This is a genomic window from Anaerosporobacter faecicola, from assembly GCF_012070565.1.
GTDB lineage: Bacteria > Bacillota > Clostridia > Lachnospirales > Lachnospiraceae > Anaerosporobacter > Anaerosporobacter faecicola.
The window spans coordinates 1-26,402 of the sequence record NZ_JAAQRO010000050.1 but is presented as its reverse complement, the minus strand read 5'-3'; the positions used below and the strand labels follow the sequence as shown (position 1 = coordinate 26,402).

At 36.0% G+C, this 26,402-nt stretch carries 28 protein-coding genes and 1 riboswitch; of the genes, 9 read left to right on the top strand and 19 right to left on the bottom strand.

Annotation, left to right across the window (positions count from 1 at the left end):
* Nucleotides 1–9 precede the first annotated feature (9 nt).
* A complete protein-coding gene (locus HBB17_RS18980) occupies nt 10–447 on the bottom strand; it encodes an Hsp20/alpha crystallin family protein (RefSeq protein ID WP_167959071.1) in 438 nt (145 codons plus the stop codon).
* A gap of 324 nt (nt 448–771) precedes the next feature.
* On the opposite strand from HBB17_RS18980, the gene HBB17_RS18975 reads away from it, so the two are divergent.
* Nucleotides 772–1,395, top strand: coding sequence for a TetR/AcrR family transcriptional regulator (locus HBB17_RS18975; protein WP_167959070.1), 624 nt, complete (start codon nt 772–774; stop codon nt 1,393–1,395).
* A 59-nt stretch (nt 1,396–1,454) separates the two neighbouring features.
* Nucleotides 1,455–2,252, top strand: coding sequence for a CPBP family intramembrane glutamic endopeptidase (locus tag HBB17_RS18970; protein ID WP_167959069.1), 798 nt, complete (start codon nt 1,455–1,457; stop codon nt 2,250–2,252).
* Between the two features lie 117 nt (nt 2,253–2,369).
* Here HBB17_RS18970 and HBB17_RS18965 read toward each other — a convergent pair whose 3' ends face one another.
* The 4 genes from HBB17_RS18965 to HBB17_RS18950 form a co-directional block, all read right to left on the bottom strand.
* Nucleotides 2,370–3,224 carry an AraC family transcriptional regulator gene (locus HBB17_RS18965; protein ID WP_167959068.1) on the bottom strand — a complete coding sequence of 285 codons (855 nt, stop codon included), beginning with the start codon at nt 3,222–3,224 and terminating at the stop codon, nt 2,370–2,372.
* Between the two features lie 538 nt (nt 3,225–3,762).
* On the bottom strand, nt 3,763–5,418 hold the full coding sequence (locus tag HBB17_RS18960; protein ID WP_167959067.1) for a metallophosphoesterase family protein: 1,656 nt from the start codon (nt 5,416–5,418) through the stop codon (nt 3,763–3,765).
* 227 nt (nt 5,419–5,645) lie between these two features.
* Nucleotides 5,646–6,686 carry an alpha/beta hydrolase gene (locus HBB17_RS18955; RefSeq protein WP_167959066.1) on the bottom strand — a complete coding sequence of 347 codons (1,041 nt, stop codon included), beginning with the start codon at nt 6,684–6,686 and terminating at the stop codon, nt 5,646–5,648.
* A 164-nt stretch (nt 6,687–6,850) separates the two neighbouring features.
* Nucleotides 6,851–7,897, bottom strand: coding sequence for a MerR family transcriptional regulator (locus HBB17_RS18950; protein ID WP_167959065.1), 1,047 nt, complete (start codon nt 7,895–7,897; stop codon nt 6,851–6,853).
* Between the two features lie 150 nt (nt 7,898–8,047).
* Between HBB17_RS18950 and HBB17_RS18945 the strand changes: the two genes are divergently transcribed.
* Nucleotides 8,048–8,311 (top strand): hypothetical protein, encoded by a 264-nt coding sequence (locus tag HBB17_RS18945; RefSeq protein ID WP_167959064.1) that lies wholly within the window; start codon nt 8,048–8,050, stop codon nt 8,309–8,311.
* A 201-nt stretch (nt 8,312–8,512) separates the two neighbouring features.
* Here the strand turns inward: HBB17_RS18945 and HBB17_RS18940 are convergent, their stop codons facing one another.
* The 7 genes from HBB17_RS18940 to HBB17_RS18910 all read right to left on the bottom strand — a co-directional run bounded on the left by HBB17_RS18940 (nt 8,513) and on the right by HBB17_RS18910 (nt 14,324).
* Nucleotides 8,513–9,061 carry a GNAT family N-acetyltransferase gene (locus HBB17_RS18940; protein WP_238483809.1) on the bottom strand — a complete coding sequence of 183 codons (549 nt, stop codon included), beginning with the start codon at nt 9,059–9,061 and terminating at the stop codon, nt 8,513–8,515.
* Nucleotides 9,062–9,200: 139 nt separating this feature from the next.
* Nucleotides 9,201–9,719, bottom strand: a complete 519-nt coding sequence (locus HBB17_RS18935; protein ID WP_167959063.1) for a GNAT family N-acetyltransferase — start codon at nt 9,717–9,719, stop codon at nt 9,201–9,203.
* Nucleotides 9,720–9,937: 218 nt separating this feature from the next.
* Nucleotides 9,938–10,510 carry a xanthine phosphoribosyltransferase gene (locus HBB17_RS18930; RefSeq protein ID WP_167959062.1) on the bottom strand — a complete coding sequence of 191 codons (573 nt, stop codon included), beginning with the start codon at nt 10,508–10,510 and terminating at the stop codon, nt 9,938–9,940.
* A complete protein-coding gene (locus HBB17_RS18925; protein WP_167959061.1) occupies nt 10,511–11,866 on the bottom strand; it encodes a uracil-xanthine permease family protein in 1,356 nt (451 codons plus the stop codon). It lies immediately after the preceding gene.
* Between the two features lie 38 nt (nt 11,867–11,904).
* Nucleotides 11,905–12,006, bottom strand: a riboswitch (purine riboswitch).
* 95 nt (nt 12,007–12,101) lie between these two features.
* Entirely contained in the window at nt 12,102–12,842 is a 741-nt protein-coding gene (locus HBB17_RS18920) for a GNAT family N-acetyltransferase (protein WP_167959060.1), read from the bottom strand.
* Nucleotides 12,843–13,187: 345 nt separating this feature from the next.
* Nucleotides 13,188–13,451 carry a CD3324 family protein gene (locus HBB17_RS18915; protein ID WP_167959059.1) on the bottom strand — a complete coding sequence of 88 codons (264 nt, stop codon included), beginning with the start codon at nt 13,449–13,451 and terminating at the stop codon, nt 13,188–13,190.
* Between the two features lie 168 nt (nt 13,452–13,619).
* The gene (locus HBB17_RS18910; protein WP_238483810.1) at nt 13,620–14,324 is read right to left on the bottom strand and encodes a putative ABC transporter permease; all 705 of its coding nucleotides are present in this window, start codon (nt 14,322–14,324) and stop codon (nt 13,620–13,622) included.
* A 441-nt stretch (nt 14,325–14,765) separates the two neighbouring features.
* Between HBB17_RS18910 and HBB17_RS18905 the strand changes: the two genes are divergently transcribed.
* On the top strand, nt 14,766–15,392 hold the full coding sequence (locus HBB17_RS18905) for a TetR/AcrR family transcriptional regulator (protein WP_167959057.1): 627 nt from the start codon (nt 14,766–14,768) through the stop codon (nt 15,390–15,392).
* A 6-nt stretch (nt 15,393–15,398) separates the two neighbouring features.
* Nucleotides 15,399–16,022, top strand: a complete 624-nt coding sequence (locus tag HBB17_RS18900; protein ID WP_167959056.1) for a GNAT family N-acetyltransferase — start codon at nt 15,399–15,401, stop codon at nt 16,020–16,022.
* Between the two features lie 190 nt (nt 16,023–16,212).
* On the opposite strand, the gene HBB17_RS18895 is transcribed toward HBB17_RS18900, so the two are convergent.
* Nucleotides 16,213–17,535, bottom strand: a complete 1,323-nt coding sequence (locus HBB17_RS18895; RefSeq protein WP_167959055.1) for an ABC transporter substrate-binding protein — start codon at nt 17,533–17,535, stop codon at nt 16,213–16,215.
* A gap of 36 nt (nt 17,536–17,571) precedes the next feature.
* Entirely contained in the window at nt 17,572–19,344 is a 1,773-nt protein-coding gene (locus HBB17_RS18890) for a methyl-accepting chemotaxis protein (RefSeq protein ID WP_167959054.1), read from the bottom strand.
* 596 nt (nt 19,345–19,940) lie between these two features.
* On the opposite strand from HBB17_RS18890, the gene HBB17_RS18885 reads away from it, so the two are divergent.
* From HBB17_RS18885 to HBB17_RS18870, 4 genes are all read left to right on the top strand, one after another.
* A complete protein-coding gene (locus HBB17_RS18885) occupies nt 19,941–20,804 on the top strand; it encodes an ABC transporter ATP-binding protein (protein WP_167959053.1) in 864 nt (287 codons plus the stop codon).
* A 14-nt stretch (nt 20,805–20,818) separates the two neighbouring features.
* Nucleotides 20,819–22,018: an ABC transporter permease subunit gene (locus HBB17_RS18880; RefSeq protein ID WP_167959052.1), complete on the top strand. Its 1,200-nt coding sequence runs from the start codon at nt 20,819–20,821 to the stop codon at nt 22,016–22,018.
* 85 nt (nt 22,019–22,103) lie between these two features.
* On the top strand, nt 22,104–23,555 hold the full coding sequence (locus HBB17_RS18875) for a HAMP domain-containing sensor histidine kinase (protein WP_167959051.1): 1,452 nt from the start codon (nt 22,104–22,106) through the stop codon (nt 23,553–23,555).
* Nucleotides 23,533–24,228 (top strand): response regulator transcription factor, encoded by a 696-nt coding sequence (locus HBB17_RS18870; RefSeq protein ID WP_167959050.1) that lies wholly within the window; start codon nt 23,533–23,535, stop codon nt 24,226–24,228. The genes HBB17_RS18875 and HBB17_RS18870 overlap by 23 nt, the downstream gene beginning before the upstream one ends.
* A gap of 127 nt (nt 24,229–24,355) precedes the next feature.
* On the opposite strand, the gene HBB17_RS18865 is transcribed toward HBB17_RS18870, so the two are convergent.
* The 5 genes from HBB17_RS18865 to HBB17_RS20810 form a co-directional block, all read right to left on the bottom strand.
* Complete coding sequence (locus tag HBB17_RS18865) at nt 24,356–24,793, bottom strand: helix-turn-helix domain-containing protein (RefSeq protein WP_167959049.1); 438 nt, start codon at nt 24,791–24,793, stop codon at nt 24,356–24,358.
* A gap of 112 nt (nt 24,794–24,905) precedes the next feature.
* On the bottom strand, nt 24,906–25,223 hold the full coding sequence (locus HBB17_RS18860; protein ID WP_167959048.1) for a hypothetical protein: 318 nt from the start codon (nt 25,221–25,223) through the stop codon (nt 24,906–24,908).
* Nucleotides 25,224–25,315: 92 nt separating this feature from the next.
* On the bottom strand, nt 25,316–25,657 hold the full coding sequence (locus HBB17_RS18855) for a DUF6572 domain-containing protein (protein WP_167959047.1): 342 nt from the start codon (nt 25,655–25,657) through the stop codon (nt 25,316–25,318).
* Nucleotides 25,658–25,777: 120 nt separating this feature from the next.
* Nucleotides 25,778–26,047, bottom strand: coding sequence for a hypothetical protein (locus tag HBB17_RS18850; RefSeq protein ID WP_167959046.1), 270 nt, complete (start codon nt 26,045–26,047; stop codon nt 25,778–25,780).
* 265 nt (nt 26,048–26,312) lie between these two features.
* Nucleotides 26,313–26,402 (bottom strand): IS3 family transposase, encoded by a 90-nt coding sequence (locus HBB17_RS20810; RefSeq protein WP_408609356.1) that lies wholly within the window; start codon nt 26,400–26,402, stop codon nt 26,313–26,315.

Below are 26,402 nucleotides of genomic sequence, written 5' to 3'. Positions count from 1 at the left end.
GTCGGATTTCTATGCAATCGGAATATATTGTTTATCTTCTACTTCCTTTTTATACATTTTTTTCGGAATCATAATCTTCAGAATTCCATCCTCGAAGGATGCATTTAATTCTTCTCTCTTCACCTCTTCACCTACATAGATCCTTCTCTGACATTTTCCAAAATATCGTTCTCTTCGAATATATCGGCCATTCTCATCTTTCTCTGTATCCTCTTGGTTATGGGATGCTTCAACAACCAAATACCCATCTTTTAATTCAGCATGGATATCTTCTTTCTTGTATCCAGGTAATTCCATCTCTAATTGATAGGATTGATCAAATTCCTGAACGTCCATATTCATAGCTGAGAAATGACTATTTAGGTCTCTTCCGAATCCAGCTGTGTTAAAAACGTCATGAAATAAACCGGTTACTGCATTGTCTTCAAAAATACTTGGTACTAACATAATTCATTCCTCCTTATAGAATGTTGATCAAGAAATGATTTGGTAAGTTGTTAATGTTTATATTGGCTTTCTTAATCATTTTTGTTTTATTTGTTATAGTTATTATATAACACTTATTATAAATTATGTCAAGTAATTGATTCCTTTTTCACAGTTTTTTCACATTTTGTTGGATGACATTAAAATTTACTGCGAAAGCCCATTCCAACCAATATAAATATATTGGTTTATATTAACATACTGTATTGACACGTTACCAATCGGTAAGTATAATGAAGTTACCGATTGGTAACAAAAGCAAAATACTATATAGGGAGGTCATGTATGGAGATTCGTACCAAAGAACGTATTTTACAAGTAGCGCTAAACTTGTTCTCGCAATACGGATATAACGCTTCATCAATGAATGACATTGCGAAAGAACTTGGTATCACTAAAACAGCACTATACCGACACTATGACAGCAAACAGGCATTATTTGACTGTATTGTCAAACGGATGGAGGAACTGGATCAAGAGCGAATCGTACAATACCAGATGCCCGAAGGAAAATATGCGCAGATGGCAAATGACTATAAAAGTATGCCATTAGAGAAAATCATTGCATATAGTGAAGCGCTTTTCACTCACTGGACAGAAGACGATTTTTCTTCTAAATTTCGAAAAGTACTTGAATTAGAACGGTATCATAGTCCTCAAATGCATGCACTATATCAAAAGTATCTTGGTCAAGGTCCTGTGGATGAGATGACAGAACTTTTCGCTGAACTATTGAAGATGTATCATTACGAGTCACAAGATGCAAAACAAGTAGCTCTTGCGTTTTATGGACCAATCTTTCTATTAATTCACCTATATGATGGCGTAACTGATAAAGGAAACATATATACGTTATTGAGAGAGCATATTATACGATTTAGTAAGCAACAAGGGTTTCACCAAAACTGATTGAAATCTATAATGTATGAGATTCACTTGTTGATTCCTCTCATGGAAAGGAGGCTTTTATGAGAAAAATTAAGGATTTACACTTAGCCATTATTTATATCCTGCTTACCTATGTGATCAGTGGGTTTGGCTATCTATTTTGGTTCCAAACAAATAGCAAGGAATATGGTGCTCTCTTTTTATTCATACCAATATTGGCACCTCTGATCTCTACCTGCGTTGTCAATGCTCTCAGCAAAGGAGCCATACAGATCAATCTGAAAAAATGTTCGATTAAAGGGCTACTTGTTGGCGCAGGGATTCCTATCTTTTATTATGGTGTCTCTATCCTTGTGTATGTTTTGTGTGGAAATACATTGAATGCGTTTCATATGCGTAGTCAGGATATCGTAACCTTGTGTATTCAATGGACATTTGCAGGATTTTGTGAAGAAATAGGCTGGCGTGGCTTCTTTTTACCTTTCTTGAAAAAGCATATGAGCCTAAAAAATGCTTGTTTAATCACAGGTTTTCTTTGGGCTGGTTGGCATATACCGATGCTGCCAGGAGGCGCTTATGTTACACAGCGTAGTACGCCTACATGGATTATTCTATTTACAGTCGGAATCCTATGTTTCTCATTTATCTATGGAATCCTAAGTGAAATGAAGATTGGACGTAGTATATGGACGTTTGTATCAATACATGCCATACATAATATATTAGCACAGATGATTTTTACAACTGTCCCAGAAAAAGGAGCTATTTATCTTGATGATACCGGATATATATATCTTGCAGTTTTATTACTATTTACTTTAACCATGTGGATCCTGTATCATAAAAAAGTTGTGATAAAACGTCCATCTAGCCTCTAAATAGGAATTCGTGTACTGATTAACAGCCACCACTTTCTTTCCAAAGAAACGTTCAAGTTAAACTTTTTTCATAACGAATAAACGGTATGTAATAATTCATACTGTTTATTCGCTAATTTAATGATTACAAACACGCTTTCTCTTCATTTCCTTCTTATATTGCGTTGGTGTTAAGCCGTATATTCTTTTACAAGTGGTAATAAAGGATTTCACATTGGTGAATCCATTCTCATATGCTGTATCCGTTACCGTAAGATCACGGTTTAACATATCCTGAATCCCATGCTCCGCTCGTACATACTGCAAGTACTGAACAAATCCCATTTCTGTAAGTTTTCGAAAGTATTTTGAAAAATATTGAGCTGAAAAACCTGCAACTTTTGCTGCATCCTGTAGGGTGATCTTTTCTTTATAATGCTCGCTGATATACTGAATGATTTCTTTCGCATGCATCGTATTCTTAATCTTCTTCACAGGTGTATGCTGTTCTTTTGGAACAGCACAGGAAGACAACAGTATATGGTAGATTTTCAGCAAGCACACTTTTTCCTCTATCGCAACATAAGGATCTTTACTTCTACACAGTGAAACTAATTCTAGAATCTGTTGTCTTACTTGCTCATAGGCAAGTTCCTCTCGATTCACTTGAAAACTATATTGATCTAATTCTATACAATACTTTTTCAATTCATCATAGGATAGTAATAGAACAAGATATGTATAATTGGCAGACATATTATCTACATATGTTATATGAATTTCTTCACTATTGCAGATGTAGAATTCACCATCTTCAATCGTTGATTCCAAGCCATTCGTTCGAATATGCAAACAACCCTTGATCATGTAGACCAATTCAATCTCTTTATGCCAATGTAAAGACGTGTTGCATCTTCTTCCTGGCTTATCCTGCATAAGAATCTTAGCTGGTAAATTCTCATTATACGTCACCTTTTCATAGATGTATCCCATCTTATTCCTCCATTCTGTATTCTATATTGTATATTCCTTCTGTGTTTTCTACAACATTTCCTTCTATGTATATCCTTATTATACCATATTTTTTCGAATTGTTAGATATAGAAGAAAGTGTCCGTAAAATGAAAGGTGACTTGTAAAACAAGATGCTACTTTTACACTACTTTGTAAGTGAGATACTACTTTTGTAAGCGACATGTAATTGCTTTTTATGGTTCCATTTTCTTCTCCCCTTTGTCAAACCTTTGTTCACCCCTTTGTTCTCCTCACCGAGCTCTTTATCTACCTTATGTGTGCGTATCCCTAAAGAGTTTTTATAATAGGAACGTCGGAGGACTTTCTTATCATATAGAAAAGAGTCATCACGTCACTCTTCTGGGAGTAAGAGTAACGTAATGACTCAAATTTGTGGTTTGTAGCGATTTTGTTCGTGCATTTCTGTGTTGACATTTTTATGACGTATTGATGCGCCAAGCATGAACAACCGATGCTTTTTGATCCTTACATCATCCCTTTTACGGTATATGACTAACTATTGGGAAACGTTTTTAATAATTGTTTGTAGATTCTTTATATAAGAACCTAGCATACTATATGCCATTTTTCTTGTATTGGCGCTTAACTTCTCCATGTTGCTGTCTTTGTATTCGTAGTAACATTTCTTCAGTGTTTGATATTGCTCATAAGAACTATATTGATAATCAATCCCAAGAATTGTCTTTACATTCGCTAATGTTGAACGAAGCATTGCCGGTGTCACCTCATCAGAAACCCATGTAAATGCAGGTGTCGTAGTGGTAGCGGTTTGCTTTGTTTGACCTGGAATGATATAACTGTAAGAAGGATAGATCTTCTGATCACAGACATTGGCTCCACTGAAAATAATTGCATTTTCAAAGGTCTGTACATAATACCCCTCGGACTGATTTTCAAAAAAAGTATAATCCAAGCTGTGATCCGCTTCGTTAACATGCGTAGGATTACCAATGGAACTATTGTGAATCATATGGCAGGATGTATTCTCATTGTTGGAATAATTATATCCTGACTCAAACGCTTCATGGGTATGACCAGATATCCAGATAATATTCGGATACTTCTCTACAATCGAGATGAATCGTTTTGCAGATTCCAAGCTAGGGTTAATGGCACCACCATAGTAAGGATTTTCTGTATCATCACCAGCACCATAACCGGAAATCAAGGCATGCTGTATCAGATAGATATTCTTTCCTTTTCCATAATTATCTGCTAACATCTTCTCTAACCAGTTTAGCTGTTCCTCACTGAACTCATCGTATTTGGCTGGACGATATCCTTCTTCCAATGCCATGAACAAAAACAAATCCCCGGTCTTTGGTTCTGTTATGGAATAATAAGGTTTTCCACTTGCTAAGGTTTCCTGTGTGCTGTCTAATCCTGAACCCGTTATAAATGCTTGTAGTTCTTTATCAACAGCCCCATCTTGTCTTACTTCGTGATTTCCACCTGATTCCCAGACTGGATTCACATAATCCGACTGTGCCAAGATATACTGATAAGCTTTCCACTCTTTGTTCAGGTTTGCAAGCGATGCATTGGTAACCTGATCTCCAGATGAGACAATGAAATCAGACTTTTGATTCACGGCATAAGTAAGTGCTTGTGCCCAATGCTGTTCTGAATGCATCCACCAGTAAGCAGGTGTATCTCCATAATGTTCCTCATCAATATGAATATCAGAGTACGAATTGAATGTATACAGTGCTTCTGTTGATTTGCTTCCTAATATCTTATTCTTCGGTATTGTATATACCGCTACAGCATCCTTTACTTTCACCCCATCTTTCGCTTTTGCATCTGCAACAGCAATCACTTTTGTTGCATCCGCTGGAATTGCCGTCTGGTTTCCAAAGGTAAAAAATCCTGTTTGGCCTTTCTTTACTGTCATTGTTGCAATTTCATAATACCCACTTAATGCTTTGGTATTATCTGCCCAATACAAATGATATACTCCATTTTTCGCTGCATTCAGACGGATTGTACCTTGTGCATATCCAGGTGTATTGGCATCTTCTCCAGTAAACTCATAGGTGATTGAGGCGGAAGCTGCTTTCGCATGTCCCTTACCAGTATGCAGTGGAACCATCGTACCAATCAAGCATATCACAACTAGAAATGTTACAATTTTTTTCTTACCACTTCTCATAAAACCTCCAATCTGCTAAATCCGGATTAGCCTCGATAGCTTTTGCTTTTTATATACTATCTACTTATAATTATAGATATTTTGTCTAAAATTGATATGCCCATCCGGGATAGAAGATTGTCATTTTTTAACCTATTTTTACTTAGTAATTTCACAGCAACAATCACAGGAACAATATTTCAATATTACATGTCACAATAGGGACTCTTTCGTCACCTATCAATATATTAATATAATTTTCCATCAAGAAAATCCTTAATCGTTTGAAGGAAGATCTCCTCTTCTGGACTACCAAATTCACAGGTATGCTGTACCTTTTCGAAAACATGAATATATTTTTTATCATGTGGTACTGCATCATAGATGGATTCTGGTTGACTTGTAGGAACCACCGTATCTGCCTCACTTGTAAAGACTAACACAGGCGTCGTAGTAGATGCAATTCGTTCCTTACCACTGATATCTGAAGAATTGAATCCATACATCATCTCACAGAAATTATCAAAGCAACGGAACATATTCTCGTATTCGGTATAAGAATACAAATTGCCATAACCATTTAAAAGTTGCATTTTAAAATTTGCAATTGGCGCATCAAGAATAGCGATATCTACTTTTTTATCGATTTCTTCATTTCCTAAGGCAACTGCAGTAACACCACCACCGTATGAATAACCATAAACAACTACTTTCTTGTCTTTACTCATATTCTTCTTTACATAATTAATACAATCCAATAATTCATACTGCTCAAATGCACCATACGTACTTAGTTGACATTCATTCTCGCCCGCTCCTGCTAAGTCAAAAGACAATACATTGTATCCCCAGCCAAGAAATGCTTCCTCAATTCCCATATTCGTTCTACGGTTACAAGATAACCCATGAACAACGATCATCGTATCACAGTCCTTTTTTCCATCAGCTAAGATATAGTCTGCTGGGATGCTATGTCCATCATAAGAGGACTTTATACTTACTTCCTCAACAGAATAGGATTCTTTTAACGGTTCAATACTCTCAGGATTCAATGGCCATCTAGTTTGTGTTAAAACCTTTTGCGCCCAACCATAGCCTACTTGATAATCTTCTTCACTATACTCTGCAATAAATGCATTCTTTTGTTCCTCTGGTATATCAAAGGTAATCGCCGGTTTTTGTTCTTCCTTCTTTTCTTTTTTCCATATACCAGTTTCCTTCAATACGACACAAGCTCCTACAACAACTGCTACCATAGCAACCATTCCAATTATTTGTTTCTTTTTCATTATAAATCTCCCCTTATTGTTTGTAATTTTCTCATTATAAATCTCACCCTACTTGATTCTTATTCTTCTGTCACTTGATAAAGTTGGGTATCTTTGTAGATATAATATGCATATAATTTCTCCCCCTTCTTGCTCTTGTTATGTAATCTATTGTGATAAATAAATTAAGCGCTCTCTTTTTCCCCCACAACCATCCACATAAGTGAATCAATCTGAATGGACTGTAGTGTAAATCCATTGGCATGAAAGATTTTCTCTAGTCGATCGATGTTAGTAAAATACTCGTCTTCTAGCTCTTCCTTCTCCTGTTCTGTGCACTGTTCTTCAAATCTATGTCTTGCCTGTTCATCTGCAAACATCAAATCCGTTATAATGATTCTTCCACCCGGTTTGATCACACGCCCCATCTCCTGAACCGCCAATGCCTTTTCCTTCTCATTACAGTGATGAAATGCATAGGATGATACTACTGTTTCGCAATAGCAATCCTCCACTGGTATTTTAAGAAATGTTCCCTGACGCATGGCCACCTGCGGTAACTTTCGTTTTGCTTCTTTCAGCATATTCACTGATTGATCCACTCCCATTATATCTTTACTTGTAAATTGCAAGTGGGATATCTCTAGTATTTTCTTTGTCAGATTTCCCGTTCCTATGCCAATTTCAATCACACGACCCGTTTTTTTCCCAACCTCGTTGGCTGTCATGTTGATCACTTGGTCATAATTCTTATAAAATGGTAATCCAATCCCTTCCTTACGAATATCTCGGTCATAGTTTGCTGCCCAATCATTAAAACCCCAATGGTCCTTCCACTGGTCGGATTCCCGTATGGTTTGTATGGTATCTTCTAGTTGAACACGTATTTCATGTGATAACGCATTCTTCTCTAGCAATTCATCGATGGCCTCCCCAAGAGCATCACGAATCTTCACCATGGAATGAATCTGTTGATTAACAATGGCAAATTGTGATGTATAGATATCTAATTTTTCTTTTTGTTCCTGTTTCGCGATTTGTCGAATTGCATCAATCGAGAAACCAAGTTGCCGATACAATAAGATGAATTGAAGCAGTTCTATATCTTCCTCTGTGTATCTTCTATAACCATTATGATCCCTCGTGGGAGCTATTAGCCCCTTCTTTTCATAAAAACGAATGGCATTCGCCTTACAATGTAACCGTTCTGAAACTTCCTTAATAGAATACATCGTTTCCATCCTCCTTGGTATTGAATTCATACTCCGAGTATACCCATTCGCCTTAGGTGAAGGTCAAGTAAATTTTATTCACTTGCATAATTTTCTTTCTATCATCCCACAATAAGAGATGATCAATACACTACGAAAGGATTTGTAATAATGAGTGATGATAAAGAAGTAAAAAATGCTCTTTCTAAATTATTAAAAGAGGAAGGGGAATTCGTTAAAGAATTAACGGAAGTGGCCACAAAAGCTGCTGGTTTTCATGCACGTCTTGAATCCATAGCCAAAGCATTACAATCTGATTCTTCTACTTACAGTAGTAAGGAAACCGATCAGCTAGAACAAGCTGCAAAAGAAAAGTATTCCAAAGAGCTAGAAGATCGAATGAAAGAGCACGCAACCAAACAACTCGATTCCTAATCCACTTACACTCGGGTTTTAGCTGATTGTGCTCTTATAACTTTGCTTCAATAAGTTGCTCGACAAATACCTACCAAATCGTTTTCATCGAAAACATAACAACAGGCATTTGTCGAGCAACTCATTATGAGCAAGGGGTGAAAGATTCTTTCACAACGGACTTGCATAAACGTAAAAAGGACAGGTTTCCCTTCCAGCCAATTATACTTCAACTAATTTCTCGTATAACTGAAACCAATTAAGTCCAATCTCTTCCAATCCCAAGCTAACCGTTCCAATATATTGAAAGCCACATTTCTGATATAAATGGATTGCGGGCGTATTTTTCTCATATACATCTAGTCGCAGTGCTCGCATCCTCAGATTTTTTGCAAGTTCTTCTATCTGTTCTAACATCTTCCGTCCGATCCCCTGCCCTTGCTTCTTTGGATCAACTACAAATGTATAGATTACAAGGATTTTCTCATACTCCACATCCGTTTGCCAGGTAGCAGACGCATAAGCGGGTTCTGGTTTATGTCGTAAAATCAGAGAACCAACAATTTCCCCCGCTGCTTCTGCCACATATAAAGTACCTTCTTCGATTCCATTTTCCGCATCTTCTCTTGTAGGGTAGATACCTTTTTTCCAACCAGGATAATTGATATTTGCTTCCAAATACTCATTGACGTCGTCATATAGTTTCTCTAATTGATGGATTTCTGTTTTCTTTCCTAATCGTAGAGTAACATTCATTTTTTTGTTCCTCATTTCTTATCGTCATACATACTGCTATTAGGCTTCACTAATCTGGACTTTAAATTAATTTCTCAAATTAAATTCCTGCTTGAAATGGTATCCTCTTCATAATCATTGTATATCCTATATTTTTTCTAAAATCATAATTAAATTAACAATACTCTTCTCTCTTTATGGAATACACACTTGTTTTTGTATTCACTTCATCTGGATATTCTTCCCGGAATTTCATACCCATTTTTTCCGCTACTCTTCTTGATGGAATGTTCGTATACTTCTGGTAACAGAACACTTCATCCAGCTTTAACACATCAAAGGCATACCGTAAACATGCTTTAGCCAAATGGGTTGCATACCCTCTTTTCCAATACCGTTTATCAATATGAAATCCGATTTCCGGTCTCATCTTCCCATGAATATTTTGCATTGTTATACCACAATCTCCAAGGAATTGATTCGTCTCTTTGCTTACCACTCCCCATAAGCCAAAGCCATATTTGCTATAATTATCAATATTCCATTCAATCCAACTTTTCGTTTTTTCCCGATCGAATGGTTTCGGATAATACTGCATTGCTTCTTCATCGGATAAAATTGCATACCACGCGTCCAAATCATCCATTGTCAATTTTCTCAATATAAATTGGTCTGTTTCTAATATAACCTCCATCGTTCCTCCCACAATTCTTTACTGTTTCTTTCGACGAAATAACAGATAACTCTACATGGAATTATACTATTATTTCCCTGTGTTTGCAATTAAAATACCAAGACACTTTCATAATTCTCATACAATAAAAACCCCAAGTTTGAGCAAATCGTTATTCTATTCGTAGTTAAACAAATAGAATAGTTTGCTCACGCTTGGGGTTTTGGACACCGCTTTCTTTATCGGAAAGTCACACCATCTGTAACGCTCATTTTATCAACAATAGCAAGGGATTCCAGATGAACTCCTTGTTTGCGAATCAATTCTCCTCCAACTTGGAACCCTTTTTCAATCACGATTCCGGCTCCAACTACCGTTGCTTTGGCATCTTCCACCAATTTGATCAGCCCAAGTAAGGCTTGTCCATTGGCTAAGAAGTCATCAATGATCAATACTTTATCATCTTCTTTGAGGAACTCTTTTGAAACCATGATATCATACACTTTTCCATGGGTATAGGATTCTACTTTACTGGTATATACTTCACCCGCAATGTTCTTCGTCTTTGATTTCTTCGCAAACAGAACAGGAACCTGAAAATACTTCGCTGCAATACATGCAATTGCGATTCCTGAAGCTTCAATGGTAAGGATTTTCGTAACCTCTTTCCCTTCAAAGCGACGTTTGAATTCTTTACCGATTTCCTCTAACAATGCAATATCAATTTGATGATTTAGAAAAGAATCCACTTTAAGAACATTTCCTTCTTTAATTTTTCCATCTCGGTTAATTCTATCTTTTAAAAGCTGCATCTATGCAATCTCCTTCCTTATAGCTGTTTTTTCCTGTTGTTCTTCTTCCATCTTCTTTGGAAGGATTAGATTTAAGATTACGGCAGTTAAGAAAACAACTGCAACACAGTTTTCTGCAAATACATTTTGAATGATCGTTGGAAATACATGAAACATATCTGGTACTTGCGTAAATCCAATTCCTACGCTGAGTGATAATGCAACAATAAGCATATTTCTCTGATTATACCCACATTTCGCTATCATGTGTAACCCACTTACCACAATTGAACCAAACATAATCAAGGTACAACCTCCAAGAACTGGTTCAGGTAAGGTAGCAAGGATTGCACCTAATGGTGGGAATAATCCCGCTAAGATCATAATGACTGCACCCATAAACAATGTAAAACGGTTCACTACTTTGGTCAAAGCCACCAAACCAACATTTTGGCTAAATGAGGTAATTGGTAAGCAGCCAAACAGCCCTGATAAAGAGCTGACAAAACCATCACAAGCTAGCGCTCCTGCAATCTCTTTTTCACTGGCATTTCTTCCAAGACCTGCTTCTGCTAATGCCGATGTATCTCCGATCGTTTCTGTGGCAGATACCAAATAGATCAAGACCACAGATACAATTGCACTAATATTGAACTCTGGTTTAAATGGTAATAATTCTGGAAATGCAAGCAACTTGGCATCTGTAATTCCCTGAAAATCAACTTTTCCCATACAGATTGCCACAACATAACCGACTACTAAACCAAATAATACAGAAAGTTGCTTATACTGTCCTTTTGCTAAAATGGTAAATCCTAAACAACATACTAATGTAATTGCGCCTAAGATTAGGTTGGAAGCCGAACCAAAATCAGCGCTTCCATTTCCTCCACCAAAAGAATATGCACCAACATTAAGAAGGGAAAATCCAATGGCTGTTACGACACTTGCTGCCACGATTGGTGTAATCACTTTTCGCCAATAGCGAGCAAATAAGCCCAGAACACCTTCCACTACTCCACCTACTAAAACAGCACCGATTGCAGTAGAATATCCATACTGACTACCCACAAAGCAGAGAATCGATACAAAAGTAAAACTGATTCCCATAACAATTGGTAATCTGGAACCAATCTTCCATACCGGATATAACTGTATCATGGTTCCAATCCCCGCGATGACCATCGCGGCTTGAATTAATTTTGCAGTTTGTGAACTTGATAAACCAGACGCCGCCGCAACAATAATTATTGGGGTAATATTCGCGACAAACATGGCTAAGATGTGTTGTAAACCAAATGGAATTGCCTTTGCTACAGGAACCCTCCCATCCAGTTCATAGATACTAGAATACTTCTTCATTACGAATGCCTCCATACACTTGGATACACGTATAATGAGTCTCTAAATGATATGCTTTTCCCTTATCATATCGTAGTCAAATTATTTAAGGTAATTTGGTAGAAACTGTTGAACCATATCTTCAACTTTATACGATGTACAAATTTAGTTATGGGAACTATCATAATATACAAAGCGAAAAAAGTCTAGTAAAAAATGAAAATGTCAATTTTCCAATATTTACGTCTAAATAATTAAATGGAATCAACCGTCAACGTTCCCTGCGAACAGAACGCAACTCCGTAAATCCAACAGTCATTCCCGCTTTCATTGCAACACTTTGGGAAGCTAGATGAGACATTGCTGTCCCATAGAATGGAACTTTTCCAAGTTTCAGTATTTCATTTTTTAGAGCCAATATCGTACTCTGTCCATAGCCCTTTCCATCCACGAAGGAATTCACCCCCATCTCCCACATACGATTGCTATTATTAGTTGCCCCAGCAACTGCAAGAATCTGGTTGTGTTCATCCACAATCTTTGCACCTAAGACATCTTCTATGTAATCCTCATATAAGAATGCTTCATCGATTCTCTCATCGTCTTCCAGTTCTGCAATCTCTTCCTTTGACATCATATGTATTTCGTATCGAGAATCTTCCTGGTCATATTTTGGTAAAAAGAATAGATGCGCTTGATCAATTTCACAATTGAACTCGTTTAATTTCTTATCAATACGAATTAGACTGCCTGCATCCATACACCATTCCGCAGACAAATGTTTCTTCAATACCTCCTGGCACCATGGCAACAATTCTTCACTTGCCGTGATTACAAGCTTCCCCCGATACGATAAGATTGATAACGGACTATCCTGCTCGAATTTTCTCGCTTCTGCATTGTTTGTTTTCAATGTTACGATTGTATCTGCGTTCTGAAAATCTTCTACGGTACAATTGTAGTCAATTGCAAATTGTTCTTCTACGATTCTTCTTTGTTCTTCTATTGTCATACTATTTTCCTTGTCCTTTCTCGTGAGTATTATCTGTGGTTTTTTTATGTGGTACTTCCTTTGCTTATTCTTTGACAGTACAGTTCACTTGATCTTTCGCTTTTCTTCGATTGTTGGCAAACTTTTCAATTTGGCACCACCGCCAATTTATATTTCTGTTCTGTCACAACTTAGAACTTCTACAGATTAACTATATCACAACCAAATCAACTTTTGTTCTTAAGAATCATTCAGAAAGGAAAAAGAGAAAAACAAACACTTCATTGCGCTTGTTCTTCTCCTTTCTCCTTTCTCCTGTCTATCTCCTATGTTCCTGAATATAGATCACGATACATTACACCGATTCTATCCATTATGTAAGATGCGATAGATGCTTTTTACCGACAGATAGTATTCCTCTGCCAGTTGTTCGACACTTTTTCCTTTTGCATGTTCCGTCTTGATCTGTCGATTTCTTTCACAAAGGATTTGGCGATAACCTGTATTCTCACCCCAAGCAACTTTTTCATTTTCTCTTCTAGGAATATATATATATTGCCCTGCTGCATATCTCTGCAATAATTCCAAGACGTCTTTTGGCAGGACCTCGTTTGCACGCTTATATTTCATATCTTTTTCTCCTTTAATTGTTATTCAAATTGTGAAAAAGATAGTAATTAAAATTGTGCAATGCAATATGTATGGTTTTTAAAGACACACTCTCCTAATTAATTTCATTCAAACTCACACCTTTCCGCTAAATATTGTAATAGACCTACATGAAAATGATACGATCTACTATCTATTCTTATATTCTTTCCAAAATTCTTTTTGCTCATCAATAAACCACCACTCACAAAATGTGTTCTTCATCCGTTCATCATCATAATTCGTATCCAGATACCGTTCCAACTGATTTGTAGCTGCTTTCCCCTTATGTCGATCACTCCAACGAATCAGACACAGCGTGGTCATACTTAAGTTGATTACCATAAATATGGTTAATCCAATACACACATACTTCCATATCTTTCCTTGCAATTTCTTGAATAATCGATCAATTTGTGGAACCAGTGCTTTGGAAAACAGAATTCCGATTACTCCCCAGATAATTGTCATCTGCAAACTGATTCGACCTTGAAGATTCATAAAATGTTTTTTATACGTCCAAGCTCGTAATCCCAGGCCGTCTTCGATCACCCACGCACTTATGTATTCAACCGTATTGGCAATACATGCATATAGTAAGAATTGTAATACGATATTCTTTTTTCGAAATAACGTGCTTCCAACATAAAAGGTAACTGCACCTGCCCCATAGATCAGACAAAATGGTCCCCAAACTGTAATCGTATGTGTTTCCCAACGTCCAAATTTATAAATCGTCCATATTCCTTCAAGAATCACCCCAACTACATTTGCTATCATAAAAAGATAGAACATATTTTGATAGGTAAGATTTTTCTTGTGGTTGGTAATTTCTATCTCTTCTCCCTCATTCATAACTGTCACTGTTACTCCCCCTTAAATCATTTGTTTATCGAAATGATGAGCAATCAATTCATTCGTACTTTGTGCTCTGCAATATGATAACATAACTGCTTCTATTGACCATAAAATACAGATAATACAACAAATTATACCATTAAATCAAAAGTTTTTCTATACCATTCTGTGTATCGTGCTTTTTTTTCAAGCATATGGCACAGATGATTCTCCCGGCCAATGCATTTTTATAAATTATATAGGCTTGACAGGTAAACGATAATTTGCTATATTATTTTGTGAACGACCGTTTACCTTTTCTGTAAGAAAGTAAATACATAAGATCGATGCAGATAGACCTCGAATTAGGGACTATGATCATTATTTCTTCTATATTTCAAGGAATATGATGCGAACAAGATTCAATTAATTAAGAAAAACAACAATAAGGAGAATGATATGAACAATACAAAGGAACGTATCCTTGAAACAGCTTTAATCTTGTTTGCTAAGGATGGATACACGGCAGTCTCTGTCAGTATGATCGCAGGAAAACTTGGGATGACGAAGGGTGCATTATATAAGCACTATCAAAACAAACAAGACATATTCGATCATATTGTAAAACGTATGGAAGAAAAGGATACCGTACAAGCAAATAAGGGAAATGTCCCTGCAGACTCTATTGATCTCACAACAACTCAATCGGTAACAGTGAAAGATGTTTGCAATTATAGTAAGGAAATGTTTTATTACTGGACGGAGGATGCTTTTGCATCAAACTTTCGGAAGATGTTGACTTTGGAGCAATATCGGAATCCTAAGATGGCACAATTATTTAATCAGTACTTATCTGCTGGACCAGTCTCCTATCTTACAGAATTGTTTGAGGCAATATTGAAGCTAAGTAAACAAGAAGCAAAAAGAAAAGCGGTGGAACTGTATGCACCAATGTTCTTGTATTACAGTATTTATGACGATACAAATGAAAAGGAAGATGTAAAAGTGTATATAAGCCATTATATTGATGATCTCATGCATCATCTCATAAGGTCAGTTAACGAATACAAAAGATTGGAGGATTAAAAGAACATGAATAAAGAGTATTTGATTCGTAGAGAAACAGAAGCAGACTATAGAGACAATGAGAATTTAATAAGAGAAGCATTTTGGAATGTATATAAACCAGGCTGTTCCGAGCACTATGTAATGCACACCTTGCGACAGAATCCAGCATTTATACCAGAACTTGACTTTGTTATGGAAAAGGACGGTAAATTGATTGGTCAGACAATGTATATGAGAGCTGAGATCGTAGGCGATGATGGACAGAATATTCCAATCCTGACGATGGGACCAATTGGTATACTACCAGCGTATAAGCGTCAAGGTTATGGAAAAGCATTACTTGACTATTCTTTGGAAAAAGCAAAAGAAATGGGAGCAGGTGCCGTATGTTTTGAGGGCAATATCGATTTTTATGGTAAATCCGGATTTGTTGTCGCCAGCACAAAAGGCATTCACTATCATGGAGAACCACGAGAAGCAGTAGTCCCATATTTCTTACTAAAAGAACTAATACCAGGATACCTTGATGGGGTAACTGGGGTTTATCATACGCCTCAGGGATATTTTGTGGATGATGCCGAGGTGGAGGAATTCGATAAACAGTTTCCACCAAAAGAAAAATTGAAACTTCCTGGACAATTGTTTTAACCAATAACGGATATTGTGTACTACATATTAAGCTTTTCTTCGATCATTTCCATGATTTGAGAAAAGCTTTACTTTATCAACGTATCAAAAAAGCCGTTTCCCCTTGCTTTGCTAAGGTTTAACGGCTTTCTCTTACATCGCTGCACAATGGCCTGGTAGGGTTGCGGCAATGTATATTAATTTATCTTACTTATTCATTTTTCGGTGGTGATTGCAATGTATTTAAGAACTCTTGTACCGAGATTTGATTTGTCACATACTGTTCCAGTGCTTTCGGAAAAGCTGCTGATGTATCCGATGGTACAGAACTTTCAAAGCTTCGTATGGTAAAATCAGCATTTTTACAACCATTGATAATCTGTCCCTGTAATGGATCTGTAATTTTAGAAGTATCTACATTGATACAGAATGTTGCGCCTGATGCTTCCGACAATCCAGTAACGTTTGCTGTATCTGTTATATGATCAATAAAAGCTTCCACTGCTTCCTGTTTTTTTGGATCTTCCTGTTTCGCTGCACATATGAATGCCTGAATGTAACTGATAAAAGAGTTACCATTCATTTCTTCATAACTTAGTCCTGGAGATACTTGAACCTGATCGTAAAATTCCTGTCCTGCATTATTCCTGATTCCACCAAGAATCCATGTACCATTGGTGTAGATTGCTGTCTCTTTATTGAAGAAGTGTTGGTTTACAGTTGCTGCTTCCGCTCCAATCGCATCAGGTGGTGAATACGAATATATTTTTTTAACTATTTTTGCTGCTTTTTCATATGCATCGCTTGTCATATCTCCTTTCCAAGCATCTTGACCAACCGTAGCTGCGACTGCATAGGAAAACCACAACTGTGCTGTCCATGCATTGGAACCTGTCATAAACGAAGTTGCATCAATGCCCTTTTCTTTTAAGGTATCACATGTCTGAAAAAATTCTTCCCAGGATGTTGGTATACTCTGAATACCTACACTGTTTAAAAGAGCCATGTCATACATGATTGGTACCACACCACTTTCATAAGGGATACAGCACATTTTATTCCCATCCTTATACTCGTCCAATACACCAGTTGCATATCTGGATGCACGATCTCCCTGTCCTAGATAGGTGGAGAAATCCATCAATTTATCTGCAGCTGCATACTCTTTGATTTGACCATAATTCTTCATGGTAAAGACATCTGGAACTTGTCCTGCTTTAATCTGTGCACTTAACTTCGACTCATATGTATTGTAATCTGTCTGTTCAATCACATTTACGTGATATTGACCTTTATACTTTTCATTAAAAGAACTAATCATATTGGCTACATATTCTGCCTTACTATCTGTTCCCGCCCAAATACATTCAAAGTCAATGGAGACTTCATCATCTAAATATTTTGCATACTGGGCCTCTGTTGTCTCATTTGAAGCACTTCCACGATCTGCGCTATTCAACCCGCATCCCGAAAATGTGAGTATTGCTGTAAGTGCAATGGATATGTATCTTAATTTTTTTCTTGATTTCTGCATGTTCCTTACCCCCTTTAATCCGCTTTTTCTTCTAGATTACTGCTCTGCTAACTTGAATCCTTCAATATTATTCTTAATTACTTCTGCTTGCGCTTTAACCTTGGTACTCTCTTCTGCGATTATTTCCATCTTCGCTGTGATTTCCTGTGTAGATGCGCTGGTCTGTTGCGTTGAAGCAGCATTCTCTGTAGCTGAGCTGGTAAGTCCACCTGTCAACTGCATAACTCTTTCACAATCATCATCCATTTGATTACTAATGCGGTCAAGTTCAACAACACTTTCATTTATCTTCTTAATGCTATCTGCAATTGTTTCAAATTCATTTCTCGTCTGTTCTACACCACTTGTCTGCTCTTGCAATGCAGAATTTACAATATTGCTCTGAAGATTTGCATGTTCTACACACGTTTGTAGATTGTCGATCATCTGATTAATTACATATACGCTCTTACTTGACTGTTCTGCAAGTTGACGAATCTCATCTGCTACAACAGCAAACCCTCTTCCATTTTCTCCTGCTCTTGCAGCTTCAATAGATGCATTCAACGATAATAGATTCGTCTGAGATGCAATCGATTCAATCATATCAGATGCCGAACTAATACCGGATGCACTTTCACTGATTTTTGTAATTGCTTCGAAGATATTTGTTGTAGCCACTCTATTCTCGTCAGATGATTTCAGTAACGCATTGATGATCTCCTGTCCTTTCGAACTCATCTGGAAAATATCTTTACTTGTATCAGAGATTTCTGCTGATACATCTTTACTTTCTTTTACAGTATCCTGTAGTATCATTAATTTTTCTACCGTTTCTGCAATATTACTGGTCTGCATCTCTGTATTGTGTGCAACATGGTTCATAGCTTCCGCAACCTCATTTGCAGAAACAACGACCTGTTGAATCTGTTCATTCATACTCTCCGCGGAAACATCTAGGTCTTTCGATGTAACACTCAAGGTTGAAACAATGCCTGTCAAAGTATCCTGCAGGTCATTGGACATCGTTGCTAACTGTCCAATCTCATCACGTGTTTTTATTTTAATTTTCTTACTGGTCAAATCTTTATTGGAGATACTTGTAATTCTACGTGTAACTCTCATAATTCTAGCTATAATCTTCGTTCTTGTATAGAACATGGAAATTGCTGTTATGATTGTAATAATAATAAGTCCTAAACCTACCCAGACTCTTAATTTCATAATAATTACCTTGATACTATCCCGAGAATCGGTAATATCAGCATTTGCATTTGCCACATAGCTCTCTGTAACTACTGACATCGCCTTTGATAATTCTATGAAACGATTACAGCTTTCCGTTACCTGTTCTGTTGTAGCAGTAGATGTAATGGTAAACATGAATGATCTTCCTGCATCATACATTTTGCCATACAATTTTAATAGTCTATCATATTCTTCTGTATTCTCTGGATACAATTCTTTTAACCTGTCCACTTGAACTTTAAATTCCTGATCTACACTGTCCAACTGTTCAAAAATATTCGTATCCATTGTAACTGCTGCTTCTGGAAATAATCTTTGAACATCCAGAAGATTCCTTTCCATTGCATGGGAAATATCGATTGCTTTGATACTTTCCTCTTTCATTCTTGTTACTTCTTTTTGTGCCACGCCAAGGTTCATATAGTCGAATACCATATACGTCATAAAGAAAATAAAGACTGCCACAAGTGGAATTATTAATTTCATCTGTACCGAATTAAGTAGCTTTCTTCTTCCACTGATAGCTTTTACTTGGCTCTTCTCCTCTGTCGTCTTCACCTTCTTTGTCATACCTTTTGCCATAACACCCACCTCCTTTTGTCGTATTTGTATTATACTTTGTTAAAATTGTCCTCATATATCTTTTGTTTATGTTATCATTTGTAACTATTTATGGTTGATATTATACAATATTTGGTTTTGTTTTTCAACATTTTTTATCAGTTAATATATTTTAATAGATTTATTACCACTTTTTTGTACTTTTTTCACAAACTTTATGCTATACAATCGAATTGCAGAACATAAGTCCCATTTTAATCATGAGAATCAATTTTATTTGGATATTTTGGTGAATTGTAAAACATGTGTCCCATTTGTAAATCCCGTTTTGTACAGAAAAATCCATACTTCTTTCCTCTTTCTTTTCGTTTCTACTGTAAAATTTGTAAACACAACAGGATCGTTTACATTTTTATAAGCTCTCTTTCCGTTCTTCGTCCACTAAGCATATACATTTTGTTCAAGCTTATAATATAAGTTTAAAAATTGTTTAACTATCTTACCTTTTTTGTTTAATTCCCACCCTTATACTAAAAACATCATAAAACACAGGGAGCGCATTCCTGTGATGATAAAAACAATATTCAAAATTATCAATAATTGGAAAGGGAGTTAATATGAAGTTAGAAATCAAAGATTTGGGGAAACACTTTGGGAAAAAACAAGTATTGAGTGGTGTCAATCTAACGATTGAGAATGGCGTTTACGGTCTTCTTGGTCCAAATGGTGCTGGTAAAACAACACTAATCAGAATGCTAGCAGGTGTCATAACACCCGATGCTGGAGAAATCTTTATGAATGGCACTTCCAAGAAAAATTGTGGTGTCAATTATTACAACAAGATTGGATATCTACCACAAGATGTCGATTTTTATCACGACTTCACAGGATTAGAATATCTTCGCTATATTGCAACACTCAAAAATATTCCGGACGAAAAGGTTGGAGATAAGATCACGCATTTAGTTGATCAAGTCAATCTAACTAATGATATCCACCGAAAATGTGTGAAGTATTCTGGAGGTATGAAAAAACGTCTAGGTATCGCCCAAGCCTTACTAAATGATCCAGAAATACTGATACTTGATGAACCTACTGCTGGTCTTGATCCATATGAGAGAATAAAGTTCCGTAACATCATTTCATCATTTTCAAAAGACCGCACAGTAATCCTATCCACCCATATCGTCTCTGACATATCCAACATATCAAAGTCTATCATCATGGTAAAAGATAAAACAACATGCCCAATGACATCTGCCGATGAAATGATCACTAAAATCGAGGATTACGTATGGGAAGTTGAATTACCAATACAACAACTGATCAGCTTTCAAAATAATCACATTATCAGCAACATCCGAACAGTTGATGATGTCGCTTACCTTCGCGTCGTCGACCGGGAGAAACCTGCTGCTCATGCATTTCATATTGATCCTGATCTAGAAGATGCATATCTATATGAATTTAATATCAAATAATTAGGGGGATTATCATGAAACTATTTCGTTATGAATTAAGAAAACTACTACTTAACAAACGTTCGATCATCTTTATTGCATTATTAACACTATTTTATCTAGGAATCGGTATTGGTAATAGCATCTTTACCTTTCAAGAAGATAGTTCATTTTCTGAATATAGCATGTTAGCCGATAAGGTTACTGGACCACTCGATGAAACTGTTGCAAGTTCTTGTTCTACTAACATTGATCAATTAATGAAGATTTTCGGAAGTGAACATTCCGTAAAACGTAGAAGCGCAAAAGATAGCAACACGAAACTAGATTTTGAATATACGCAATTTGCGAATCGTGTAAATGCCTACTATAACGGAACTTCAAACGATGACAAGGAAGATCCAACAGGAATCGAGCCGCTAAAAGCTAAATTAAAGGAATTAGAGGATGCTGGCAAAACGGATACTTATCAATACAAAAAACTAGATAAGCGATTGAACAAAATGCTTGCTCTTGGTGCACCAGAATTCGAAAATGTGGTATTATGGAATACTTTATATGAAGGTTGGAATGGCCTCTTGATCTTATTCCTACTGTTCATTCCACTCGCTTTCCTTATATCTTCTGTATTTACTAAGGAAGTGTCAACTGGTATGGATAATCTAATCTTATCATCAGTAAAAGGCCGTACCGCAATGGTATTTGCTAAACTCGGTGCTGCAAGCATTTGTTGTGTTGTTGTAACTTTCCTTTACTTTATAGCTACTTTTGTTGGTAACTTCTTACCATATATGAGTTTAAAAGGGGCTACAGCCTCCGTTCGATCACTAAACTTCATGTCAGGTGCTACCTTTGATATGAGTATCCTATCCTTTGCATTATTAACAGTTCTTTGGGTATTACTTGCTGCCTTAGTTTTCACTGCGATCATTACACTTATCTCTAGTTTATTAAAAAATCATGCTACTGTATTTGGATTAAGTATCCTCGTCCTTTTACTTGGTATCGTTTTTGAAGCATTAGGAAGTAGCATTGTTGAAAAAGTCCAATTGATCGTTGACTTCTGCTTTACGAATACCATCTCTGTATCGACAATGTTTGGTGGGATTGCATCTTACAATATATTGGGCTTCTCGGTTCCATATTGGTTATTATGTATTGTTGTATTCCTCGTTTTAGCTATTGTATCTGCTATTGCATTGATCAGACAACAGCATCATCGTACGATTGCTTAACAAAATAACAATTACGGTGTTAAAGTCTGACTGATTGACATTCTTCGTATTGAATTATATGATTGAGGATAGGAGGTGATATGAATTGTCCTTTCAAAATAAATTATTTAAAATGAATCTTAAGGTTGCAATTATTCCTATGATTACATTTGTTTTTATGATATTATTTTTACTTGGTTTGTTTCGCCATGCATTCTATAACTCACTATCAACTTCTGATCTAACTGATTCCGATATGGACAAAGTGATTTCTTTGATGGAACAGACCAATCTTGCCGATATTGCCAATTCAACAGTTGATTATAGTAGTTATGATGCTACCTTTGATACCCTAGGATTTTCAGTTGCCATATTTAAGGATAACCAATTACTCCACACTAATTTCCATGGGGAAACTTCCTATCTTTCCTCCTATATCAAAACAGATATTGCAAAACTTCAGGATACTCCTGTTGTCACTACACTGAATAGGAAACGACAGATTCTGTTACATCGATCATTGGGAGAGAGCGATTACTATATCATCGTTAGAAGTACTAGCACCAAGCTATCTTCTCTATTAGGCACCGATGCATTCTTCTATACATTTGTTTTCTTCCTGATCCTATTGATCTTTTTCATATTTAAATTATGCCAAAAGTATTCAAAGCGATTGACCAAACAGTTAATGTTACCAATAAAACAACTTGGAGAAGGCGCGAAACGAATTCAAGAAGGAAATCTTGATGTGAATCTCGACTATACAACGAAAGATGAATTCGAACCAGTCTTCGACTCCTTTAACGAGATGCAGACAAGATTAAAAGAAAGTATCTTACTTCGAATCGATCGTGAAAAAGAACAACAAGAAATGATTGCAGAAATCAGTCATGATCTTAAGACTCCTCTCACCTCGATCAAGGGTTACGTGAAAGGACTTGAGGATGGCGTTGCAAGTACGCCTGAGAAACAAGCGCATTATCTTATGAAGATTAGGAAAAAAACAGATGATATGTCTCATCTGATCGATGAGATATTGATCTACTCTCGTCTTACAAGAAATAAGATTGCATTCAATTCAACCAATGTCACGATCGATACTTACCTACAAGAGGTCTTAGCTATCATGCAAGAAGATAATGATGAACAACTCCTTTCGATCGAATTCAAACCGAATGCACCTTCATCAATTGTTCGTCTTGATCCTCTTCAGTTCAATCGTGTCCTTGACAACATAATAGAAAATAGCAAAAAATACGCTTGTAAAGAGCATACAATTGTTACAGTAAGTACAAGAAAACGAGGCAACTCCGTTGAAATCACGATCAAAGATAATGGTTATGGTGTAGCTAACGATAAACTTTCTCATATCTTTGATACCTTCTATCGCGCGGATGATTCTAGAAATCAATCTACGAATGGTACTGGCTTGGGATTGGCTATTACAAAACATATCATTGAAAAACTATCTGGTAGCATCACCGCCAAAAATAACGACGGTTTATGTATTATCATTACTCTTAAGGAGGCTGAATATGCAACACATACTGATCATTGAAGATGATGAAGATATCGCAGAAATTGAACAAGATTACCTAGAGATCAATCAATATCAAACAACGATTGCTTCTGATGGATTAACTGGTCGAAAACTTCTAAATGAGCAATCCTTTGACCTTGTCATTCTTGATATCATGTTACCTGGAATAAATGGGTTTCAGCTTCTAAAGGAGATTCGAGATCGTATTAGCATTCCAATCCTTATGGTGACTGCTAAGAATGAAACGGTAGATAAGATAAGAGGACTTGGTTTCGGAGCAGATGATTACCTGACCAAACCATTTGATCCTGCAGAATTAGTAGCACGAGTTAAGTCTCATCTATCTCGATATGATCGCCTAACCAATCAAACTGTACAACCATCTAATCAAGATGTTCTAAACATCAATGAGCTTAGCATACATAAAAAAGCATGGAAAGTTTATCTGAACGAGAAAGAGATCAAGATGGCAAACAGAGAATTTGAATTACTTGTTTTTCTTGCAGAGAATCCAAATATTGTATTCTCCAAAGAGCAACTATTTGAACAGATATGGGGGTTTGATTATTGTGGAGATAGTGCTACTGTCGCAGTTCATATTAATCGGATTCGTGAAAAGATAGAAAAAAATCCATCGAAGCCAGCGTATATTGAAACAATCTGGGGAGCTGGATATCGGTTTAATATCTAATTAATCTTTAATTCTTTGCAATTACATAACTGAAACATGATTACAGTCAAAAACCTCCTATAAGTTCGATCAACTCAACTTATAGGAGGTTTTTAGATATAGACTTAAAACTTCGCACTTCATAGCATTACGAAATCTTCTTATTAAGCTTAAAGAGTCGATAATAGGATAGCACTGCACTTACCGCATTCAAAATAGCCAACATATAATTTTGCGTAAGATCATAACAAACGGTTGACATCCAAAAAGTCACGGTAGCAATCGTAAATGATATAGCTGCAATCAACACCAATATTTTATATCTTCTCTTTTGATCATCGAAATTGACTTGTGCTTCTTTGACGCGTGGAATATCTTCATCACTTTCATACTCTTCATGTAGTAGATAATCCGTTGTTACATCGAAAATCTTACTCAGTTGTAGAATATTCGATGCATCTGGTTGTGCTGTTCCTACTTCCCATCTAGATACAGATTGCCTTGAGATATTTAATTTTTCAGCTAGTTCCTCTTGCGACATTCCTTCCCTTTTTCTTAGATATAAGATTTTCTTTGCTAAATTCATGTAAATCCTCCCTTGATTGAATGAATTGATTATATAATAATCAAACATTTTTTCCACCACACGTACTTTACAATCCCGCAACATAACTTTACATTACTGTATTTAGTGGATTTTATCTATTTGGTATAAGTATAAGCTTTAAAAGTATTGTAGAAAGTTCCTTTGCTACAATCAAAAAAACCCTTTTGCTTTTTATTTTATTTGAAAGAATTTGTTTGTCCTTCGATACAATAAAAACAGAACTTGAATCTTCTGCCACAATCTCAAAATCAGCTAACGGATGTTGAATGATTGCAACATCATCTTTATATATCTCTTCATTTTCTGCTGCATAAGGTAATGAATATTTTAGGACTTCTTCATTACTAATTTTCTCTGGAATAGCAGAAAAGACTGCCCAAATCCATTGAAAATCACATTCCGATAGCATATATTACTAGTATTATTCATAATACGAATCATTACTTTAGGGGTTTGTATCTTCTCATGCGACTTAATGTCTTTTGACAAACTGGAATTTTATTATCCAATATATGCTTCTAATTTTATTCCACACTGTCCGATTTGATTTTGAACACTATTTAAGAACTTTTCACAAGTATCTGTTATATCATATTTGAAATGAATTTTTATAACAGCAATATTAAAATCCTCATTCGGGTATATTTCTTCATACTGCTTTGATTCAAGATAGGATATATATCCGTTAATCTTGTTTTGTAAAAGCATTAAATGATCATATTCACTCAATGTATTTTCATCATCCACCATCCAAGGAAAGTGGTCTGTCAATAACATACATAATACCTTTCCCTCCTTCCCTATTCCAATACCATCAACTACATTTGCATTATCTATTGCCATTCTTAATCCCCCCACAAATTTATCTTTTTCCTTCTGATTGTATACTATAATATTTACTACTGTCTCAATTAAATACCCTTATTATACCAAACTCTATTCGTACCTACAATATAATTGATGTTAGCATCTAATTAGTACAAAACAAAATGAGATATTCCCTGAAATGATGTATAATACCAAAAGGAGGAACTCAATATGCCAAGAATCTCGGTATTGAATCTGGTCATAAGCTTCTTTTCGAAACTTACGTTGCCAGTAATAATAAGATTTCTCACTAATGTGATTTTCAGCCAGCCATTGTTTTACATTCATTCCAACTGGTCTGTTCTGACATTTGAGTATAATGTCTTTCCACATGGAGTATCGAACAGTGTGTGTTATTTGATCCATAGTTAATGGCCTCCTTTAAAAAACTAATGTTTTTGTATTTTCTAAAGTTTGCCATAAAAAGCTCAGTCAGACAAGGCGAGTGGTTTGACGTTTACAAGATTACTCAGTCTATTATATAATATTTATTGAAAATGGTTATGTTTATTTTGTACTATTTATATTCTAGCATTAAGATTAAAACTATATTTAGCCATAAAAATACCGACCTCCCATCGTTAGATTTTGGTCTGATATGTACCCAGAATCCTGGACACATATTTATAAACTAGGCGGAGATCATGGATGCTTTCCTGTATTCTACAGGAGGCATCCATTTTGTTTTTGCCTGAATTCTTTTGTTATTATAGTAATCTAT

What these genes read in the sequence shown, in the direction of transcription:
- HBB17_RS18910 (WP_238483810.1), bottom strand. Translation starts at nt 14,324, where the DNA reads ATGAATGAGGGAGAAGAGATAGAAATTACCAACCACAAGAAAAATCTT.
- HBB17_RS18850 (WP_167959046.1), bottom strand. Translation starts at nt 26,047, where the DNA reads ATGGATCAAATAACACACACTGTTCGATACTCCATGTGGAAAGACATT.
- HBB17_RS18920 (WP_167959060.1), bottom strand. Translation starts at nt 12,842, where the DNA reads ATGACAATAGAAGAACAAAGAAGAATCGTAGAAGAACAATTTGCAATT.
- HBB17_RS18880 (WP_167959052.1), top strand. Translation starts at nt 20,819, where the DNA reads ATGAAACTATTTCGTTATGAATTAAGAAAACTACTACTTAACAAACGT.
- HBB17_RS18955 (WP_167959066.1), bottom strand. Translation starts at nt 6,686, where the DNA reads ATGAAAAAGAAACAAATAATTGGAATGGTTGCTATGGTAGCAGTTGTT.
- HBB17_RS18925 (WP_167959061.1), bottom strand. Translation starts at nt 11,866, where the DNA reads ATGGAGGCATTCGTAATGAAGAAGTATTCTAGTATCTATGAACTGGAT.
- HBB17_RS18930 (WP_167959062.1), bottom strand. Translation starts at nt 10,510, where the DNA reads ATGCAGCTTTTAAAAGATAGAATTAACCGAGATGGAAAAATTAAAGAA.
- HBB17_RS18870 (WP_167959050.1), top strand. Translation starts at nt 23,533, where the DNA reads ATGCAACACATACTGATCATTGAAGATGATGAAGATATCGCAGAAATT.
- HBB17_RS18885 (WP_167959053.1), top strand. Translation starts at nt 19,941, where the DNA reads ATGAAGTTAGAAATCAAAGATTTGGGGAAACACTTTGGGAAAAAACAA.
- HBB17_RS18960 (WP_167959067.1), bottom strand. Translation starts at nt 5,418, where the DNA reads ATGAGAAGTGGTAAGAAAAAAATTGTAACATTTCTAGTTGTGATATGC.
- HBB17_RS18900 (WP_167959056.1), top strand. Translation starts at nt 15,399, where the DNA reads ATGAATAAAGAGTATTTGATTCGTAGAGAAACAGAAGCAGACTATAGA.
- HBB17_RS18970 (WP_167959069.1), top strand. Translation starts at nt 1,455, where the DNA reads ATGAGAAAAATTAAGGATTTACACTTAGCCATTATTTATATCCTGCTT.
- HBB17_RS18940 (WP_238483809.1), bottom strand. Translation starts at nt 9,061, where the DNA reads ATGAGGAACAAAAAAATGAATGTTACTCTACGATTAGGAAAGAAAACA.
- HBB17_RS18935 (WP_167959063.1), bottom strand. Translation starts at nt 9,719, where the DNA reads ATGGAGGTTATATTAGAAACAGACCAATTTATATTGAGAAAATTGACA.
- HBB17_RS18860 (WP_167959048.1), bottom strand. Translation starts at nt 25,223, where the DNA reads ATGCTATCGGAATGTGATTTTCAATGGATTTGGGCAGTCTTTTCTGCT.
- HBB17_RS18975 (WP_167959070.1), top strand. Translation starts at nt 772, where the DNA reads ATGGAGATTCGTACCAAAGAACGTATTTTACAAGTAGCGCTAAACTTG.
- HBB17_RS18905 (WP_167959057.1), top strand. Translation starts at nt 14,766, where the DNA reads ATGAACAATACAAAGGAACGTATCCTTGAAACAGCTTTAATCTTGTTT.
- HBB17_RS18855 (WP_167959047.1), bottom strand. Translation starts at nt 25,657, where the DNA reads ATGGCAATAGATAATGCAAATGTAGTTGATGGTATTGGAATAGGGAAG.
- HBB17_RS18890 (WP_167959054.1), bottom strand. Translation starts at nt 19,344, where the DNA reads ATGGCAAAAGGTATGACAAAGAAGGTGAAGACGACAGAGGAGAAGAGC.
- HBB17_RS18980 (WP_167959071.1), bottom strand. Translation starts at nt 447, where the DNA reads ATGTTAGTACCAAGTATTTTTGAAGACAATGCAGTAACCGGTTTATTT.
- HBB17_RS18895 (WP_167959055.1), bottom strand. Translation starts at nt 17,535, where the DNA reads ATGCAGAAATCAAGAAAAAAATTAAGATACATATCCATTGCACTTACA.
- HBB17_RS18945 (WP_167959064.1), top strand. Translation starts at nt 8,048, where the DNA reads ATGAGTGATGATAAAGAAGTAAAAAATGCTCTTTCTAAATTATTAAAA.
- HBB17_RS18915 (WP_167959059.1), bottom strand. Translation starts at nt 13,451, where the DNA reads ATGAAATATAAGCGTGCAAACGAGGTCCTGCCAAAAGACGTCTTGGAA.
- HBB17_RS18965 (WP_167959068.1), bottom strand. Translation starts at nt 3,224, where the DNA reads ATGGGATACATCTATGAAAAGGTGACGTATAATGAGAATTTACCAGCT.
- HBB17_RS18865 (WP_167959049.1), bottom strand. Translation starts at nt 24,793, where the DNA reads ATGAATTTAGCAAAGAAAATCTTATATCTAAGAAAAAGGGAAGGAATG.
- HBB17_RS18950 (WP_167959065.1), bottom strand. Translation starts at nt 7,897, where the DNA reads ATGTATTCTATTAAGGAAGTTTCAGAACGGTTACATTGTAAGGCGAAT.